15 protein-coding genes are annotated in these 15,948 nt (G+C 65.9%); 11 read left to right on the top strand and 4 right to left on the bottom strand.

The annotated features are described in order from the left end of the window. Positions 1 to 71 precede the first annotated feature (71 nt). The 11 genes from CLD20_RS17360 (at position 72) to lpdA (ending at position 13,109) form a co-directional block, all read left to right on the top strand. Complete coding sequence (locus CLD20_RS17360) at positions 72 to 668, top strand: AprI/Inh family metalloprotease inhibitor (RefSeq protein WP_224407931.1); 597 nt, start codon at positions 72 to 74, stop codon at positions 666 to 668. 171 nt (positions 669 to 839) lie between these two features. Next, positions 840 to 1,196 carry a hypothetical protein gene (locus CLD20_RS17355; RefSeq protein ID WP_224407930.1) on the top strand — a complete coding sequence of 119 codons (357 nt, stop codon included), beginning with the start codon at positions 840 to 842 and terminating at the stop codon, positions 1,194 to 1,196. 61 nt (positions 1,197 to 1,257) lie between these two features. Continuing rightward, positions 1,258 to 2,418 (top strand): cell division protein ZapE, encoded by a 1,161-nt coding sequence (zapE, locus tag CLD20_RS17350; protein ID WP_224407929.1) that lies wholly within the window; start codon positions 1,258 to 1,260, stop codon positions 2,416 to 2,418. 118 nt (positions 2,419 to 2,536) lie between these two features. Beyond that, a complete protein-coding gene (gene mdh, locus CLD20_RS17345) occupies positions 2,537 to 3,502 on the top strand; it encodes a malate dehydrogenase (protein WP_224407928.1) in 966 nt (321 codons plus the stop codon). Positions 3,503 to 3,521: 19 nt separating this feature from the next. After that, entirely contained in the window at positions 3,522 to 4,715 is a 1,194-nt protein-coding gene (gene sucC / locus CLD20_RS17340; RefSeq protein ID WP_224407927.1) for an ADP-forming succinate--CoA ligase subunit beta, read from the top strand. 56 nt (positions 4,716 to 4,771) lie between these two features. Continuing rightward, positions 4,772 to 5,680 carry a succinate--CoA ligase subunit alpha gene (gene sucD, locus CLD20_RS17335; RefSeq protein ID WP_224407926.1) on the top strand — a complete coding sequence of 303 codons (909 nt, stop codon included), beginning with the start codon at positions 4,772 to 4,774 and terminating at the stop codon, positions 5,678 to 5,680. A 233-nt stretch (positions 5,681 to 5,913) separates the two neighbouring features. Beyond that, entirely contained in the window at positions 5,914 to 8,898 is a 2,985-nt protein-coding gene (locus CLD20_RS17330; RefSeq protein WP_224407925.1) for a 2-oxoglutarate dehydrogenase E1 component, read from the top strand. 52 nt (positions 8,899 to 8,950) lie between these two features. Beyond that, a complete protein-coding gene (gene odhB, locus CLD20_RS17325; protein ID WP_224407924.1) occupies positions 8,951 to 10,558 on the top strand; it encodes a 2-oxoglutarate dehydrogenase complex dihydrolipoyllysine-residue succinyltransferase in 1,608 nt (535 codons plus the stop codon). Positions 10,559 to 10,574: 16 nt separating this feature from the next. Next, positions 10,575 to 10,982 carry an MAPEG family protein gene (locus CLD20_RS17320; protein WP_224407923.1) on the top strand — a complete coding sequence of 136 codons (408 nt, stop codon included), beginning with the start codon at positions 10,575 to 10,577 and terminating at the stop codon, positions 10,980 to 10,982. 47 nt (positions 10,983 to 11,029) lie between these two features. Beyond that, positions 11,030 to 11,641: a LysE family translocator gene (locus CLD20_RS17315; RefSeq protein WP_224407922.1), complete on the top strand. Its 612-nt coding sequence runs from the start codon at positions 11,030 to 11,032 to the stop codon at positions 11,639 to 11,641. Between the two features lie 64 nt (positions 11,642 to 11,705). Beyond that, complete coding sequence (lpdA, locus tag CLD20_RS17310; protein WP_224407921.1) at positions 11,706 to 13,109, top strand: dihydrolipoyl dehydrogenase; 1,404 nt, start codon at positions 11,706 to 11,708, stop codon at positions 13,107 to 13,109. Positions 13,110 to 13,184: 75 nt separating this feature from the next. Here lpdA and CLD20_RS17305 read toward each other — a convergent pair whose 3' ends face one another. The 4 genes from CLD20_RS17305 to fsa form a co-directional block, all read right to left on the bottom strand. Next, positions 13,185 to 13,631, bottom strand: a complete 447-nt coding sequence (locus tag CLD20_RS17305; protein WP_224407920.1) for a hypothetical protein — start codon at positions 13,629 to 13,631, stop codon at positions 13,185 to 13,187. Between the two features lie 245 nt (positions 13,632 to 13,876). Beyond that, positions 13,877 to 14,122 carry a hypothetical protein gene (locus CLD20_RS17300; RefSeq protein ID WP_224407919.1) on the bottom strand — a complete coding sequence of 82 codons (246 nt, stop codon included), beginning with the start codon at positions 14,120 to 14,122 and terminating at the stop codon, positions 13,877 to 13,879. Between the two features lie 146 nt (positions 14,123 to 14,268). Further along, the gene (locus CLD20_RS17295) at positions 14,269 to 15,228 is read right to left on the bottom strand and encodes a tyrosine recombinase XerC (protein WP_224407918.1); all 960 of its coding nucleotides are present in this window, start codon (positions 15,226 to 15,228) and stop codon (positions 14,269 to 14,271) included. A 59-nt stretch (positions 15,229 to 15,287) separates the two neighbouring features. Beyond that, positions 15,288 to 15,944, bottom strand: a complete 657-nt coding sequence (gene fsa, locus CLD20_RS17290) for a fructose-6-phosphate aldolase (protein ID WP_224407917.1) — start codon at positions 15,942 to 15,944, stop codon at positions 15,288 to 15,290. Positions 15,945 to 15,948 lie beyond the last annotated feature (4 nt).

Below are 15,948 nucleotides of genomic sequence, written 5' to 3'. Positions count from 1 at the left end.
GGGTCAAGTCGAACCTCCGATCCGGGACAATTGGCCCGGTCCGTGTTGCAAGCTCACACGAGGGACACGTTATGCCGAGCGCCCCGCGCCCTCTCCCCGGGCGCGCCTTTCTTACCGCCCTTCTCCTGGCCGGCGGCCTGTCGGCCTGCCAGTCCGCCTATTTCGGCAATAGCGAGCCGCGCTACACGCCGCCGCCTCAACCCCTGCCTTCCGCGCCCGTCGGTACGGTCACGCAGAGCGACCTGCCGCCTCCCGGCGGCCTTCCCGCCGACCCGACGATGGCGGGAAACCAGGGTCCCTATTCGACGAGCCCCGGCGCGCCAGGCACCTCGCCCATCGGCGGCGATACGCAGGTCGCGTCGGCGCCTCCGCCTTCCGGCGGCGAGTCGATCGGGCGGACCGACCTTCTCGGCGGCTGGACCGTCGCCTCCGGCAACGACCGCTGCCAGCTCTTCATGTCGCTCACTTCCTGGTCGGGCGGCTATCGCGCCTCGACGCGCGGCTGCGGCTCCGCTGCCCTGCAGAACGTCTCGGCGTGGAATCTGACCGGCAATCAGGTCAGCCTTCTCGACCAGTCGGGCTCGACAGTGGCGCGACTTTATTCAAGCTCGAAGACGCAGTTTAACGGGCAAACGGAAAGTGGTGCCGCAATTTCGGTCACGCGCTAGCCTGATTTGGCGCCATCGCGTGTTGCACAAATGTGCCATAGCCGGCTTTCCTTTTCGGCCGACCTTCGTTCTAGTTCAATAACTTGCGCAAATCTCTTACCCTTCATTGCAATCCGATGACGGCCTGTCGGGTGGTCATCGCCGGGCATGCGCCAGCGCATGGAGGGGAAGATGAGTCAGCCAACCGACCAGCATGTCGGAAGCCTTCTCACCGGGCTTGGAGCTGTGGCCGTCATGGCCGCATCCCTCGCCTTTTGCGGCAGCGCGGAGGCTGCCAGCACCCGCCTTTCGGTGCCCCAATGCGCCGAGCACGGGAAGATGGTCGAGATCCTCGCCCAGGAATACAAGGAATTGCCGAAGGCGCTCGGCATCGTGCGCGGGGAGCGCATCATGCAGCTCTTCGTCTCCGAGCGCGGCACCTGGACCATCGTCGTCACCAAGACCTCCGGCTCCACCTGCATCGTCGCAGCGGGCCAGGACTGGGAAGAGGTGCCGGTCGATACCAGCAAGCTGGAACCGCGCGCCTGATACTTCGGGGAAGCGAGGGGCACTTCAGCGCTGCGACCCCGACAAGCGGGCCGCTCGCCCGATGAAGAATCCCGTTTCGCGCCGCTATGGCGAACTTGCCGCAGAGGGCGGCATCACCGCCGATCCCGGTCAAAAAGAGCTCGCAGAGCGCCTGGATGCGCTGCTCACGGCGCTTTGCGAGGCGCGCACCCGCTCGAAGCGCTCCTCGCTCGGCTGGCTCTTCTCGCGCTCCGGCGCGCCCCAGACCGTTCCCGGCCTTTACATCCACGGCCCGGTCGGGCGCGGCAAGACGATGCTCATGGACATCTTCTTCGAGCTGGCGCCGAACGCGCGCAAGCGCCGAGCGCATTTCAACGATTTCATGCAGGACGTGCAGGAGCGGATCGCCCTCTTCCGCAAGCGGCTGAAGGCCGGCGAAGTCGACGGCGACGACCCGATCAAGCCGGTGGCCGAAGAGATCGCGCAGGAGACGCGTCTCCTGTGCTTCGACGAATTCGCCGTGACCGATATCGCCGATGCGATGATCCTCGGGCGCCTGTTTGAAAAGCTCTTCGCTTCGGGACTGACGCTGGTCGCCACCTCGAACGTCGCGCCGGACGAACTCTATGCCGGCGGACTGAACCGGGCGCTCTTCCTGCCGTTCATCGATCTCATCAAGGAAAACGCCGAAATCTTCCATCTCGATGCGGCGCGCGATTTCCGCCAGGATCGTGAGCGCACGCATCCGCTCTATGTGGTCCCTCCCGGCCCGAAGGCAGAGGAAGTGCTGGCGGCCCATTTCGTGCGCCTGACGGGCCGGGAAAAGGGCGAACGTCAGGAGATCGCGCTGCGCGGGCGCCAGATCGAGGTGCCGGAGGCGGCGGAGGGCGTGGCTCGCTTCACCTTCTCCGAGCTCTGCGAGCGTCCGCTCGGCAGCGCCGACTATCTGAAGCTCGCCTCGCGCTTCCATACCTTCATCGTCTCCGGCATCCCGGTGCTGGGGTCGGAGCGACGCAACGAGGCGAAGCGCTTCATCAACCTCGTCGACACGCTCTACGACAAGCGCATCCGCCTGATGGCCTCTGCCGAGGCGGAGCCGGAAGCGCTGTTTTCCGGGACGAGCGGCGCGGAGGCGATGGAGTTCGTGCGCACCGCCTCGCGGCTTGCCGAGATGCGCTCCGACGACTGGCCGGAAGCGGCGCGGCGGGAGGAGCGGCCGGCCGTGGCCAAGGCCGGGAACTGAGCCGGCGAACCGGCGGCAACGCCCGCCAGCCGCTTGCCTCCGCCCCCCATTCGCGCTATCGCCGCCGCACCCGCAAGGGATGTTTCATCCTCATTTCCATCGCAACGGAAGGTAGCTCATGGCCCGCAACAAGATTGCGCTGATCGGTGCCGGGCAGATCGGCGGCACGCTCGCCCATCTCGTCGGCCTCAAGGAGCTTGGTGACGTCGTCCTCTTCGATATCCAGGAAGGAATCCCCGACGGCAAGGCTCTCGACATTGCCGAATCCTCGCCGGTCGACGGCTTCGATTCCAGGCTCACCGGCGCGCAGTCCTACGAGGCCATCGAGGGCGCCGACGTCGTCATCGTGACGGCCGGCGTGCCGCGCAAGCCGGGCATGAGCCGCGACGATCTCCTGGAGATCAACCTCAAGGTCATGGAGCAGGTCGGCGCGGGCATCAAGAAATTCGCCCCCGACGCCTTCGTCATCTGCATCACCAACCCGCTCGACGCCATGGTCTGGGCGCTGCAGAAGTTCTCCGGCCTGCCGCCGGCAAAGATCGTCGGCATGGCCGGCGTGCTCGATTCCTCGCGCTTCCGCTACTTCCTCGCCGACGAGTTCAAGGTCTCCGTCGAAGACGTGACGGCCTTCGTGCTCGGCGGCCACGGCGACACGATGGTGCCGCTGACGCGCTACTCCACCGTTGCCGGCATCCCGCTTCCCGATCTCGTCAAGATGGGCTGGACGACGCAGGAACGGCTTGAATCGATCCTGCAGCGCACCCGCGACGGCGGCGCGGAGATCGTCAGCCTTCTGAAGACCGGCTCGGCCTTCTATGCCCCGGCGGCTTCTGCGATCGCCATGGCGGAGGCCTACCTCAAGGACAAGAAGCGCGTCCTTCCCTGCGCGGCGATGCTCTCGGGCGAATACGGCGTCTCCGACATGTATGTCGGCGTGCCGACCGTCATCGGCGCCGGCGGCGTGGAGCGGATCGTGGAGATCTCGCTCGATCGCGGCGAGCAGAGCCAGTTCGAGAAGTCGGTCGGCGCCGTGCAGGGCCTCGTGGAGGCCTGCCGGAAAATCCAGCCGGCACTGAACTCGTAAGCCATAGGGGGCAGCCGGCATGAACATCCATGAATATCAGGCGAAAGCGGTCCTCAAAGAGTTCGGCGCGCCGGTCGCGTCCGGGGTGATGATCACCTCGGCCGACGAAGCGGAGGCTGCGGCAACGAAGCTGCCCGGCCCGCTCTATGTGGTGAAAAGCCAGATCCATGCCGGCGGCCGCGGCAAGGGCCGCTTCAAGGAGCTCGGCGAAGGGGCCAAGGGCGGCGTGCGCCTCGCCAAGAGCCCCGAGGAGGTGCTCGCCAACGCCAAGGAGATGCTCGGCCACACGCTCGTCACCAAGCAGACGGGCAAGGCCGGCAAGGTGGTCAACCGCCTCTATATCGAGGACGGGGCGGACATTGCCCGCGAGCTCTATTGCTCGCTGCTCGTCGACCGCAGCACCGGGCGCGTCGCCTTCGTCGTTTCCACCGAAGGCGGCATGGATATCGAGACCGTCGCCGAGGAGACGCCCGACAAGATCCTCACCCTGCCGATCGACCCCGAGACGGGAGTCACCGAGGCGGATACGGCAAAGCTCGCCGACGCGCTGGCGCTGGAAGGCGCGGCGCGCGAGGAAATGGCCGGGCTTGCCAAGGTCCTCTACGAGGCCTTCTTCGCCAAGGACATGAGCCTCCTTGAGATCAACCCGCTCATCGTCATGAAGGACGGGCATATCCGCGTCCTCGACGCCAAGGTCTCCTTCGACAACAACGCCCTCTTCCGCCATCCCGATATCGCGGAACTGCGCGACATCACGGAAGAGGACGAAAAGGAGATCGAAGCCTCCAAGTACGACCTCTCCTATGTCGCGCTCACCGGCAATATCGGCTGCATGGTCAACGGCGCGGGCCTTGCCATGGCGACGATGGACATCATCAAGCTCTACGGCGCGGAGCCGGCGAACTTCCTAGATGTCGGTGGCGGCGCCTCGAAGGAGAAGGTGACGGCGGCGTTCAAGATCATCACCTCGGATCCGAACGTCGAAGGCATCCTGATCAACATCTTCGGCGGCATCATGCGCTGCGACGTGATCGCGGAAGGCGTGGTGGCAGCGGTCAAGGAAGTCGGCCTCAAGGTGCCGCTCGTCGTCCGCCTCGAAGGCACCAATGTCGAGATCGGCAAGAAGGTGATCAACGAGAGCGGGCTCAACGTCATCGCCGCCGACGATCTCGACGATGCGGCGCAGAAGATCGTCGCGGCGGTCGGCAAGTAAGCCGGTCGCGCGAACGCGCCCTAAAGGCGCGCCAGAGACAAACGGGTCGAAACTTCATGTCCATTCTCGTCGACAAGAACACCAAGGTCATCGTCCAGGGCCTGACCGGCAAGACCGGCACCTTCCATACCGAGCAGGCGCTCGCTTATTACGGCACGCGCATGGTCGCCGGCGTCCACCCGAAGAAGGGCGGCACGACCTGGGAGGCGGGGGTCGAAGGCCTCGCCGAGCTGCCGATCTACGCCTCCGTCGCCGAGGCGAAGGAGAAGACCGGCGCGAACGCCTCCGTCATCTACGTGCCGCCGGCGGGCGCCGCGGCCGCCATCGAGGAAGCGATCGACGCGGAGATCCCGCTCATCGTCTGCATCACCGAGGGCATTCCCGTCCTCGATATGGTCAAGGTGAAGGCCAAGCTCGACAAGTCGTCCTCGCGCCTCATCGGCCCCAACTGCCCGGGCGTGCTGACGCCGGAAGAGTGCAAGATCGGCATCATGCCGGGCTCGATCTTCAAGAAGGGCTCCGTCGGCATCCTGTCGCGCTCCGGCACGCTCACCTACGAGGCGGTCTTCCAGACGACGAATGCCGGGCTCGGCCAGACGACGGCCGTCGGCATCGGCGGCGATCCGGTGAAGGGCACGGAGTTCATCGACGTCCTGGAGATGTTCCTCGCCGACGAGGCGACGGAATCGATCATCATGATCGGCGAGATCGGCGGTTCGGCCGAGGAGGACGCGGCGCAGTTCCTCGCCGACGAGAAGAAGAAGGGCCGCTGGAAGCCGACCGTCGGCTTCATCGCCGGCCGCACGGCGCCTCCGGGACGCACCATGGGCCATGCCGGCGCCGTCATCTCCGGCGGCAAGGGCGGCGCGGAAGACAAGATCGCGGCCATGGAAGCGGCCGGCATCACCGTCTCCCCCTCGCCCGCCAAGCTCGGCGACACGCTCACCGAGGTCCTCAAGGGCTGAATGGCGGACCGGGGGCGTTTGCACCTTCTTGACCATTGCCCGAGCAAGCCGCCTGCCGAACCGGCCGGCGGCACAATTTCCGGCTCGCTAGAGCGATTCTCGGTTGGCGACGGGCAGCAATTGCACTAACTCCGCGTTTGCAAACGGGGCAGTAGCATTGCGGCACGCCGTCGCGGCAGGGGAGCGGCGGGCGAACCGGGAAAGGCGCGGGCAGGCGAAGCCCGCGAGGCACAATGGCACGGCAAGTCTCTAACGAGGCCCTCAGGCAATCTTCCTTCCTTTATGGCGGCAACGCGGAATATCTGGAGCAGCTCTATGCGCGCTATCAGGAAAATCCGTCCTCGCTTGGCGCCGGCTGGCAGGATTTCTTCCGTCAGCTGAAGGATGACAAGGCCGATGTGATGGCCGAGGCGCGCGGCGCGCCCTGGCAGCGCAGCGACTGGCCGATCGTCGCCAACGGCGAGCTCGTCTCCGCCCTCGACGGCAACTGGCAGAGCGTCGAGCGCCATATCGAGACGAAGGTGCGCGGCAAGGCGCAGGGCGCCGGCGTGGACCTCTCCGAGCCGGAAGTGCTGCAGGCGACGCGCGATTCCGTGCGCGCCCTGATGATGATCCGCGCCTATCGCATGCGCGGGCATCTGCACGCCAATCTCGATCCGCTCGGCATCGCGGCGCGGCGCGACCACGAGGAGCTGCATCCTTCGTCGTACGGTTTCTCGGAGGCCGATTACGAGCGTCCGATCTTCCTCGACCATGTGCTCGGCCTGGAATTTGGCACCATCCCCGAGATGCTGGAAATCCTCCGGCGCACCTACTGCTCCACCCTCGGCGTGGAGTTCATGCATATTTCCGAGCCGGACGAGAAGGGCTGGATCCAGGAGCGCATCGAGGGGCCGGACAAGGAGATCACCTTCACCAATGAGGGCAAGAAGGCGATCCTCAACAAGCTGATCGAGGCGGAAGGCTTCGAGAAGTTCCTCGACCTCAAATATACCGGCACCAAGCGCTTCGGCCTCGACGGCTCGGAAGCGCTGATCCCGGCGCTCGAACAGATCATCAAGCGCGGTGGCGCCCTTGGCCTCCGGGAAATCGCCCTCGGCATGGCCCATCGCGGCCGCCTCAACGTGCTCGGCCTCGTCATGGGCAAGCCGCTTCACGTCATCTTCCATGAATTCAAGGGCGGCTCGGCGCAGCCGGACGACGTGGAAGGCACCGGCGACGTCAAATATCATCTCGGCGCCTCTTCCGACCGCGCCTTCGACGGCAACAACGTCCATCTGTCGCTGACGGCGAACCCCTCGCATCTGGAGATCGTCGATCCCGTCGTGCTCGGCAAGTCGCGCGCCAAGCAGGACCATTGGGAAGACGTGAATTCGGAAGGCGTGCGCGAGCGCACCTCCGTGCTGCCGCTGCTGCTGCATGGCGACGCGGCCTTCGCCGGCCAGGGCGTCGTCGCCGAATGCTTCGGCCTTTCCGGCCTTCGCGGGCACCGCACGGGCGGCTCCATCCACTTCATCATCAACAACCAGATCGGCTTCACCACCAATCCGCGCTTTTCGCGCTCCTCGCCGTATCCCTCCGACGTCGCCAAGATGATCGAGGCGCCGATCTTCCATGTGAACGGCGACGATCCGGAAGCGGTGGTCTTCGCGGCGAAGGTGGCGACGGAGTTTCGCCAGCGCTTCAAGAAGCCGGTCGTCATCGACATGTTCTGCTACCGGCGCTTCGGCCACAACGAGGGCGACGAGCCGAGCTTCACCCAGCCGCTCATGTACCGGGAGATCCGCAAGCACCCGACGACCCTGTCGATCTACGGCAAGAAGCTGGTCGAGGAGGGGCTCGTCAGCGAGGAGCAGATCGAGGAGCGCAAAGCCGAATGGCGCGCCCAGCTCGACGAGGAGTTCGAGGTCGGCCAGGCCTATCGCCCGAACAAGGCCGACTGGCTCGACGGCGCCTGGTCGGGGCTGACGACCGCCAAGGCGACGGACGAGCGCCGGGTCGGTCGTACCGGCATGCGCCTCGACCGGCTGAAGCAGATCGGGGCCGCGCTCACGACGGCGCCGGAGGATTTCAAGCTTCACCGCACCATCCGCCGCTTCCTCGACAACCGCCGCCAGATGCTGGAGACGGGCGAGGGAATCGACTGGGCGATGGGCGAAGCGCTCGCCTTCGGCACCCTCCTCTCGGAAGGCCACAAGGTGCGCCTTTCCGGCCAGGACGTGGAGCGCGGGACCTTCTCGCAGCGCCACACGGTGCTCTACGATCAGGAGACCGAGGAGCGCTACACGCCGCTCAACAATCTCGGCATGGAGCAGGAGCATTTCGAGGTCGTCAATTCGATGCTCTCCGAAGAGGCGGTGCTCGGCTTCGAATACGGCTACTCGCTTGCCGAGCCGAAAGGTCTGACCCTCTGGGAGGCGCAGTTCGGCGACTTCGCCAACGGCGCGCAGGTCATCTTCGACCAGTTCGTCTCATCGGGCGAGCGCAAGTGGCTGCGCATGTCCGGCCTCGTCTGCCTGTTGCCGCACGGCTATGAGGGCCAGGGGCCGGAGCATTCCTCCGCCCGGCTGGAGCGCTTCCTGCAGATGTGCGCGGAAGACAACATGCAGGTGGCCAACTGCACGACGCCGGCCAATTACTACCATATCCTGCGCCGTCAACTGCACCGCAACTTCCGCAAGCCCTTGATCCTGATGACGCCGAAGAGCCTCCTCAGGCACAAGATGGCGGTGTCGAAGCTTTCCGAATTCGACCAGGATTCCTCCTTCCACCGGATTCTCTTCGACGATGCGGATGCGGGGAATGCGGTGCGCAACGGCGATGGGCCGACGCTGAAGCCCGACAAGGAAATCCGCCGGGTGGTCGTCTCGGCCGGCAAGGTCTATTACGACCTGTTCGAGGAACGCGCCGAGCGCGGCATCGACGACATCTATCTCCTGCGGCTGGAGCAGTTCTATCCCTTCCCGATGACGGCGCTGACCAAGCAGCTGCAGCGCTTCGAAGGGGCCGAACTGGTCTGGTGCCAGGAAGAGCCGAAGAACATGGGTGGATGGACCTTCGTGAAGCCGCGGCTGACGAAGATCCTGCATACGATCGGGTCGAGCCAGAAGAAGCCGCGCTATGCGGGCCGGCAACCTTCCGCCGCAACGGCGACGGGCCTCATGTCCCGGCATCTGGAGCAGCGGGCCGCCTTCCTGGAAGGGGCGCTCGGCGACTGACAACATTCAATAGAAGGGGCGCCGTCACGGCGCCGATCGAGCGGGACATTTCATGACAACCGACATCAAGGTTCCGACGCTGGGGGAATCGGTCACCGAGGCGACCGTCGGCCAGTGGTTCAAGAAGGAAGGCGAGAGCGTCAGCCGCGACGAGCCGCTGGTGGAGCTGGAGACCGACAAGGTCACGCTCGAGGTGCCGGCGCCGGCGGATGGAGAGCTGGCGTCGATCGTCGTGAAGGAAGGCGAGACCGTGGGTGTCGGCGCGCTCCTCGGCTCAATTGGCGAGGGGGGCGGCGAGGGCGGCGGCAAGGCCGCGGCAAAGCCGGCTTCCAAACCCGCCGAGGCCAAGAAAAGCGAAAAGGCCGAACCGGCGAAGAGCGACGGCAAGGCGAAGGCGGACAAGTCCGATAGCGGCGATGAAGGCGGCGAGCTCGTCGATATCGTCGTTCCGGCCGCCGGCGAGTCGGTGACGGAGGCCGATGTCGGCGAATGGTTCAAGTCCGAGGGCGAGGAAGTCGCCATGGACGAAGCGCTGGTGGAGCTGGAGACCGACAAGGCGGCGCAGGAAATCCCTTCGCAGGCCAAGGGCGTGCTCGTCGAGATCCTGAAGAAGCAGGGCGAGACGGTGCAGGTGGGCGAGGTGCTCGGCCGCATCCGCGTCGGCGCCAAAGCCGATGGCGCGAAAGCGGGCGAGGCGAAAGGCGAAGACGCGCCGGCCAAGGCCGCTCCCGCAAAGGACGAAGCCAAGACCGAAGAGCCTTCCGGCGACAAGCGCCCGCCGGCGCCCTCCGCCGCCAAGATGATGAAGGAAAAGAGCCTTGCGGATGCCGATATCGACGGCTCCGGCAAGGAAGGCCAGGTCCTGAAGGAAGACGTCCTGAAGGCCCTTGAGGGCGGCGGCAGGAAGAGCGAAGAGGCCAAGCCCTCCGCGCCCCGCGCGCCATCGCCGGAAGAGGATGGGGGCCGCGAAGTGCGGGTGAAGATGACCCGCCTGCGCCAGACCATCGCCCGGCGCCTGAAGGAGGCGCAGGACACCGCCGCCATGCTGACGACGTTCAACGACGTCGACATGGGCGCGGTGATGGAACTGAGGAAGAGCTACCGCGACCTCTTCGAGAAGAAGCACGGGGTGCGGCTCGGCTTCATGGGCTTCTTCGTCAAGGCGGCGGTGCACGCGCTGAAGGAGATCCCGGCGGTGAATGCCGAGGTCGACGGCAACGAGCTCGTCTACAAGAACTATTACCATGTCGGCGTCGCCGTCGGCACCGACAAGGGCCTGGTCGTGCCCGTCGTGCGCGACGCGCAGGACATGTCGATCGCCGACATCGAAAAGAAGATCAACGAGCTCGGCAAGCGGGCCCGCGACGGCGCGCTGACGCTCGACGACATGCAGGGCGGCACCTTCACCATCTCCAATGGCGGTGTCTACGGCTCGCTGATGTCGACGCCGATCCTCAACGCCCCGCAATCGGGCATCCTCGGCATGCACCGCATTGAGGAGCGGCCGGTGGTGAAGAACGGCCAGATCGTCATCCGCCCGATGATGTATCTGGCGCTTTCCTACGACCACCGGATCGTCGACGGGCAGGAGGCGGTGACCTTCCTCTTGCGCATCAAGGAAGCGATCGAGGATCCGCAGCGGCTCGTCCTCGACCTCTAGGAGGGGAACGAAACCGATGGAATCGGCCCCCCTTTCCACCGAGCTCGTGCTTCTCGGCTGGAGCGTCGTCCTTCTCGTCGTGCACATCCTCGTCCAGTCCGGGACGATGACGCGCGAGACGGGGCTGGAATGGAACGCCAGCGCCCGCGACGGCGGGCCGAAGGCCGACGGCCTGATGGCCGGGCGCTCGGCGCGTGCGCTGAAGAATTTCCTGGAAACCTACGCCGCCTTCGTCGGCCTTGCCGTGGCGCTTGCCGTCACCGGCCAGACCGGCGGTCTCGGCGCCGTCGGCGCGCATCTGTGGTTCTGGGGCCGCGTCCTTTATCTGCCGCTTTATCTTGCCGGGATTCCCTATATCAGGAGTATCGTCTGGGCGATCGCGACGGGCGGCCTCCTCCTGATGGCCTGGGCGCTGCTCACATAGGCTGCGTGGCGGGCGCGGGCTGGCCGGGTGAAGAGACGGGAGCCGCAATGAGCATCGAATTCCTGCTGACGAGCCTCCTCATCGTCCTCGTTCCCGGGACGGGCGTCGTCTACACCATCGCGGCGGGACTGACGGGCGGGCGGCGTGCCGGCCTCATCGCGGCGTTTGCCTGCACGCTCGGCATCGTGCCGCATCTCGCCGCTTCGATCCTCGGGCTCGCGGCGCTCCTGCATGCGAGCGCCACGCTCTTTGCGGCGCTCAAATATCTCGGCGTCGCCTATCTCCTCTATCTCGCGGTGACGACGCTGCGGAATGCCGGGCCGCTGGCGCTGACGCCGGCAGCGCGGGCCGAGCGCAAGGCGCGCGAGATCGTGCGCACCGGCATCCTCATCAACTTTCTCAATCCGAAGCTGTCGATCTTCTTCGTCGCCTTCCTGCCGCAATTCGTGCCGGCCGAGGGCGGCACCAGCCTCCAGCTCCTGGCGCTCTCCGGCGTCTTCATGGCGATGACCTTCGTCGTCTTCGTCTTCTATGGCGTCTTCGCCGCGCTGGTGCGCCAGAAGGTGATCGAGAGCGCGCGAGCGATGGCCTGGATGCGCCGGGCGACGGCGCTTGCCTTCGCCGGCTTCGGGCTGAGGCTTGCCTTTGCCGAGCGTTGATCGCCCGCCGCTAATGACTACCTTTCGCACGCAAACGAAAAACAGACGGAGATAACGAGCCGACATGCCCGACACCTACGACCTCATCGTCATCGGCTCCGGACCCGGCGGCTATGTCTGCGCCATCCGCGCGGCCCAGCTCGGCCTCAAGACGGCGGTGGTGGAGAAGCGGGCGACCTATGGCGGCACCTGCCTCAATGTCGGCTGCATCCCCTCCAAGGCGCTGCTCTACGCCTCGGAGATGTTCGAACATGCCGGCCACGGCTTTGCCGATCTCGGCATCAAGGTGGAGCCGGAGCTCGACCTTTCGGGGATGCTCGCCCACAAGGACAAGACGGTGAAGTCGAACGTCGAGGGCGTCGCCTATCTCTTCAAGAAGAACAAGATCGACGGCTTCGAGGGCACCGGCCGGATCCTCGGGCCCGGCAAGGTCGAGGTCAGCGCTGACAAGGGCGAGAGCCAGGTGCTGGAGACGAAGGCGATCGTCATCGCCACGGGATCCGATTCCGCGCCCCTACCGGGCGTTACGGTCGACGAGAAGAAGGTCGTCTCCTCCACCGGCGCGCTGTCGCTGGAAAAGGTGCCGGAAAAGCTTCTCGTCGTCGGCGCCGGCATCATCGGGCTCGAACTCGGCTCTGTCTGGCGGCGCCTCGGTTCGCAGGTGACGGTGGTGGAATTCCTCGACCGCATCCTGCCCGGCATGGATGGCGAGGTCGCCAAGCAGACGCAGCGCATTTTGAAGAAGCAGGGGCTCGATTTCCGCCTTTCGACCAAGGTGACGGGCGTGCGCTCGGAAAAGAAGGGGCTTCGGGTCAGCGTCGAGCCGGTCTCGGGCGGCGATGCCGATACGTTCGACGCCGACATCGTGCTCGTTGCGATCGGCCGGCGGCCCTATACGGAAGGGCTCGGGCTCGAGGAGGCCGGCGTGGAGACAGACGAGCGCGGCCGGGTGAAGACCGACGAGGGCTTCAAGACGAGCGTCGATGGAATCTATGCGATCGGCGATGTCATTGCCGGCCCGATGCTCGCGCACAAGGCCGAGGACGAGGGCAGCGCGCTGGCCGAGATCCTCGCCGGCCAGAAGGGGCATGTGAATTACGGCGTCATCCCGAGCGTCCTCTATACCGATCCGGAGATCGCGGTGGTCGGCCGCTCGGAAGAGGATCTGAAGGAAGCCGGAATTGCCTACCGCGTCGGCAAGTTCCCGTTCTCGGCGAACGGAAGGGCGCGGGCGATGAACGCCACGGACGGATTCGTCAAGGTTCTCGCCGACGAGAAGACGGATCGGGTGCTCGGCGTCCATATCGTCGGGCACGGGGCCGGCGAGATGATCCACGAAGCGGCGGTGCTGATGGAGTTCTCCGGCGCGGCGGAGGATCTTGCCCGCACCTGCCACGCCCATCCGACGATGTCGGAAGCCGTGCGCGAGGCCGCGATGGCCGCCTGGTTCAAGCCCATCCACATCTGAGCCCGGAGCGCTGGCCGGAACGAAAAAGAGCGCCGGAGGCTTCCGGCGCTCTTTATTTCTGAAGCGGTGAGCGCGCTAGCGCAGGTTCAGGCGTCCGGCCTCGTAGGCCTGCCGGCAATCGGTGGCGTCGTGGCGGATGTCGGCGTCGAGGAGCGGCGTATCCGTCATGCCCGGGCCTTCGAAGCGCGGGTCGTCGCATTCGCCGTCTTTCGACCAGCGGCCGTCGTCGTCACCGAAATCGACCCGCTGGTTCTGAGGCTTGGGCTCCTCCTTGCCGAAGACGATGCGGCCGGCATCGTAGGCCTGCTTGCAGTCGGTGGCATCGTGAAGGATGTCGTCGTTCAAGAGCGGCGTTGCCGTCATGCCAGGGCCGGAAAAGCGGGGGTCGTCGCATTCCCCGTCCTTCGACCATCTGCTCGCATCGTCGCCGAAGTCGATGGCCAGTGCGGGCGTGGCGAAAAGCACTAGCCCGGCGAATACCCCATATGCCGTCAGGCGCGATGCATCCCCAAAACGAAGCATGGTCTCTCCTTGTTTTTCTTTCCCTCCCCGGTCACGGAGGGCGAATGGAAGAAACGTAGCACAATTCTGAGCCGGATAAGCACGCCCCAAAGCGCGCGGGCGGCGCGGGTACCCAAGCGCCGGCGGCCGGCCGGACCAGCCTATCTTGCTGTCGGACATAAAAAAACGCCGGCCTGAGGCCGGCGTAAATTTTTCAGATTGCCCTTGGCAACCTAGACTGGAGTATGCCGATAACGGGCCAGTCGCTACTTGGTTCCCGCCTCAGGGCAAGAATCTTTTCCGATGCAGGTTTTTTCCGCCGCAGCGGTCTTTTCCTCCGCCGGACGGGTCGCCGGCGTCGCCTCGTCATGGGTCGACATGGCGACGGTTTCCTTTACCGGGGCCGCCGAGGCCATGACCTGCTGGTTGTGAAAGGCGCATCCGGCGCTCGCCGCGCCGGTCAGGAAAAGGGCCGCCGAAATCCCGGCCAGGCCGACAACAATCTTCCGCATGGCTGTCTCCTCTCGGTCTCTCTCCGCAGGACGGAGCGCTAAACTCCGCCGCTATCCTGGAGGATAGGGCCGCACCTGACGAAGGGGAAGGTGAGGGGGCGCCCATTTGCGCGCCATGACGCAAGTGTGATCGCAGCTTCGGCGTCTTAGCCGCCGCCTGCCGCGCGGGGATGGGCGCTGCGATAGACGTCGAGGAGCCGCGCCGCGTCGACATGGGTGTAGCTCTGCGTCGTGGAGAGGCTCGCATGGCCCAGGAGTTCCTGGATGGTCCTCAGGTCGCCGCCATTGCCCAGCAGATGCGTGGCGAAGGAATGGCGCAGCGCATGCGGCGTCACGCTCGGCTCCAGGCCCATCGCCGAACGCAGGCGCTCCATCACCTTCTGGATGATGCGGGGCGACAGCGGTCCGCCTCTTGCGCCGCGAAAGAGCGGCTCGCCGGGCGCCAGGGAGAACGGGCAGAGCGCGAGGTAGCCGGAGATCGCCTCTGAGACCACCGGCAGGACCGGCACGATGCGCGTCTTTCCGCCCTTGCCGGTGATGCGGAGCGTGTCGCGCCCTCCCACCGGCGCGTCGGCGCGGGTGACGGCAAGCGCTTCGGAAATGCGCAGCCCCGAGCCGTAGAGAAGAAGCAGCACGGCCCGGTCGCGCGCGGCGATCCAGGGCTCTTCGGCAAGGCTGTCCGCCTCCTCGGCAAGCGCCAGCGAATCCGTGACCGTCAGCGCTTTCGGCACACCTTTGTCGAGCTTCGGCGTGCGCACCGCCTGGAAAGCGGAGGGCGCGTCGTGGCCGCGGCGGGCGAGAAAGCGGGCGAAGGAGCGACAGGCGGCGAGCTGGCGTGCCAGCGTCCTCGATCCGGCCCCGCCCGCCCTGCGCGAGGCGAGGAAGGCACGGATATCGGAAGGGGCGAGCGTGGCGAATTCCTTCAGCGAAGGCGCGCTGCCGAGATGGCCCGTGAGGAAGGTGCAGAGCTGCGAGAAATCGCGCTGGTAGGCTTCGAGCGTCTTGGCCGCCAGCCGCCGCTCGCCTTTGAGGTACTCCAGCCACTCGCCGGCGAGCCCGGCGAGGTCGGGTCGTGCGATCAGCAGGAAGGGCGGCTCGGTCGGCATGTCAGAGAGGATGCGCCGCCATGGTTAAGCAAGCCTCAAGGGCCATCCCGCCCCACCGCTCAGAGGATCGACTGGCCGGTCTTCTTCCAGTCTGCCAGGAAGGCCGAAAGGCCCTTATCCGTCAGCGGATGGTCGATGATGCCCTTCAGCACCGAAGGCGGCACGGTGACCACGTCGGCGCCGGCGAGGGCGGCTTCCTTCACATGGTTCGGTGTGCGGATGGAGGCGGCGAGGATCTCCGTCTCGAGCATCGGATAGTTGTCGTAGATCTGGCGGATCTCCTCGATCAGATCCATGCCGTTGAGGCCGATATCGTCGAGCCGGCCAATGAAGGGCGAGATGAAGGTCGCGCCGGCCTTGGCCGCCAGCAGCGCCTGGTTCGCCGTGAAGCAGAGCGTGACGTTCACCATGCGGCCCTCGTCGGCGAAGGTGCGGCAGGCCTTCAGCCCGTCCCAGGTGAGCGGCACCTTGATCGCCACGTTCTCGGCGATTTCAGCGAGCTTGTGGCCTTCCTTCAGCATGGTGTCGTAATCCGTCGCCGCCACCTCGGCGGAGACCGGCCCGTCGATGATCTCGCAGATCTCCGCGATCACCTCCAGGATTCCGCGCCCCGACTTCATGATGAGGGAAGGATTGGTGGTGACGCCGTCGAGAAGGCCCGCGGCGGCAAGCTCCCCGATCTCGGCTACATCGGCGGTGTCGACGAAGAATTTCATGGCT

This window comes from Afifella sp. IM 167 (assembly GCF_020144925.1).
Lineage (GTDB): Bacteria > Pseudomonadota > Alphaproteobacteria > Rhizobiales > Afifellaceae > Afifella.
This window is presented reverse-complemented; position numbering and strand designations above follow the sequence as displayed.

Excerpts from the sequence above, each read along its gene's own strand:
- zapE (WP_224407929.1), top strand. The coding sequence starts at position 1,258 with ATGAAGAATCCCGTTTCGCGCCGCTATGGCGAACTTGCCGCAGAGGGC.
- CLD20_RS17360 (WP_224407931.1), top strand. The coding sequence starts at position 72 with ATGCCGAGCGCCCCGCGCCCTCTCCCCGGGCGCGCCTTTCTTACCGCC.
- CLD20_RS17330 (WP_224407925.1), top strand. The coding sequence starts at position 5,914 with ATGGCACGGCAAGTCTCTAACGAGGCCCTCAGGCAATCTTCCTTCCTT.
- sucC (WP_224407927.1), top strand. The coding sequence starts at position 3,522 with ATGAACATCCATGAATATCAGGCGAAAGCGGTCCTCAAAGAGTTCGGC.
- odhB (WP_224407924.1), top strand. The coding sequence starts at position 8,951 with ATGACAACCGACATCAAGGTTCCGACGCTGGGGGAATCGGTCACCGAG.
- fsa (WP_224407917.1), bottom strand. The coding sequence starts at position 15,944 with ATGAAATTCTTCGTCGACACCGCCGATGTAGCCGAGATCGGGGAGCTT.
- lpdA (WP_224407921.1), top strand. The coding sequence starts at position 11,706 with ATGCCCGACACCTACGACCTCATCGTCATCGGCTCCGGACCCGGCGGC.
- CLD20_RS17315 (WP_224407922.1), top strand. The coding sequence starts at position 11,030 with ATGAGCATCGAATTCCTGCTGACGAGCCTCCTCATCGTCCTCGTTCCC.
- CLD20_RS17295 (WP_224407918.1), bottom strand. The coding sequence starts at position 15,228 with ATGCCGACCGAGCCGCCCTTCCTGCTGATCGCACGACCCGACCTCGCC.
- CLD20_RS17300 (WP_224407919.1), bottom strand. The coding sequence starts at position 14,122 with ATGCGGAAGATTGTTGTCGGCCTGGCCGGGATTTCGGCGGCCCTTTTC.
- CLD20_RS17305 (WP_224407920.1), bottom strand. The coding sequence starts at position 13,631 with ATGCTTCGTTTTGGGGATGCATCGCGCCTGACGGCATATGGGGTATTC.
- mdh (WP_224407928.1), top strand. The coding sequence starts at position 2,537 with ATGGCCCGCAACAAGATTGCGCTGATCGGTGCCGGGCAGATCGGCGGC.
- sucD (WP_224407926.1), top strand. The coding sequence starts at position 4,772 with ATGTCCATTCTCGTCGACAAGAACACCAAGGTCATCGTCCAGGGCCTG.
- CLD20_RS17355 (WP_224407930.1), top strand. The coding sequence starts at position 840 with ATGAGTCAGCCAACCGACCAGCATGTCGGAAGCCTTCTCACCGGGCTT.
- CLD20_RS17320 (WP_224407923.1), top strand. The coding sequence starts at position 10,575 with ATGGAATCGGCCCCCCTTTCCACCGAGCTCGTGCTTCTCGGCTGGAGC.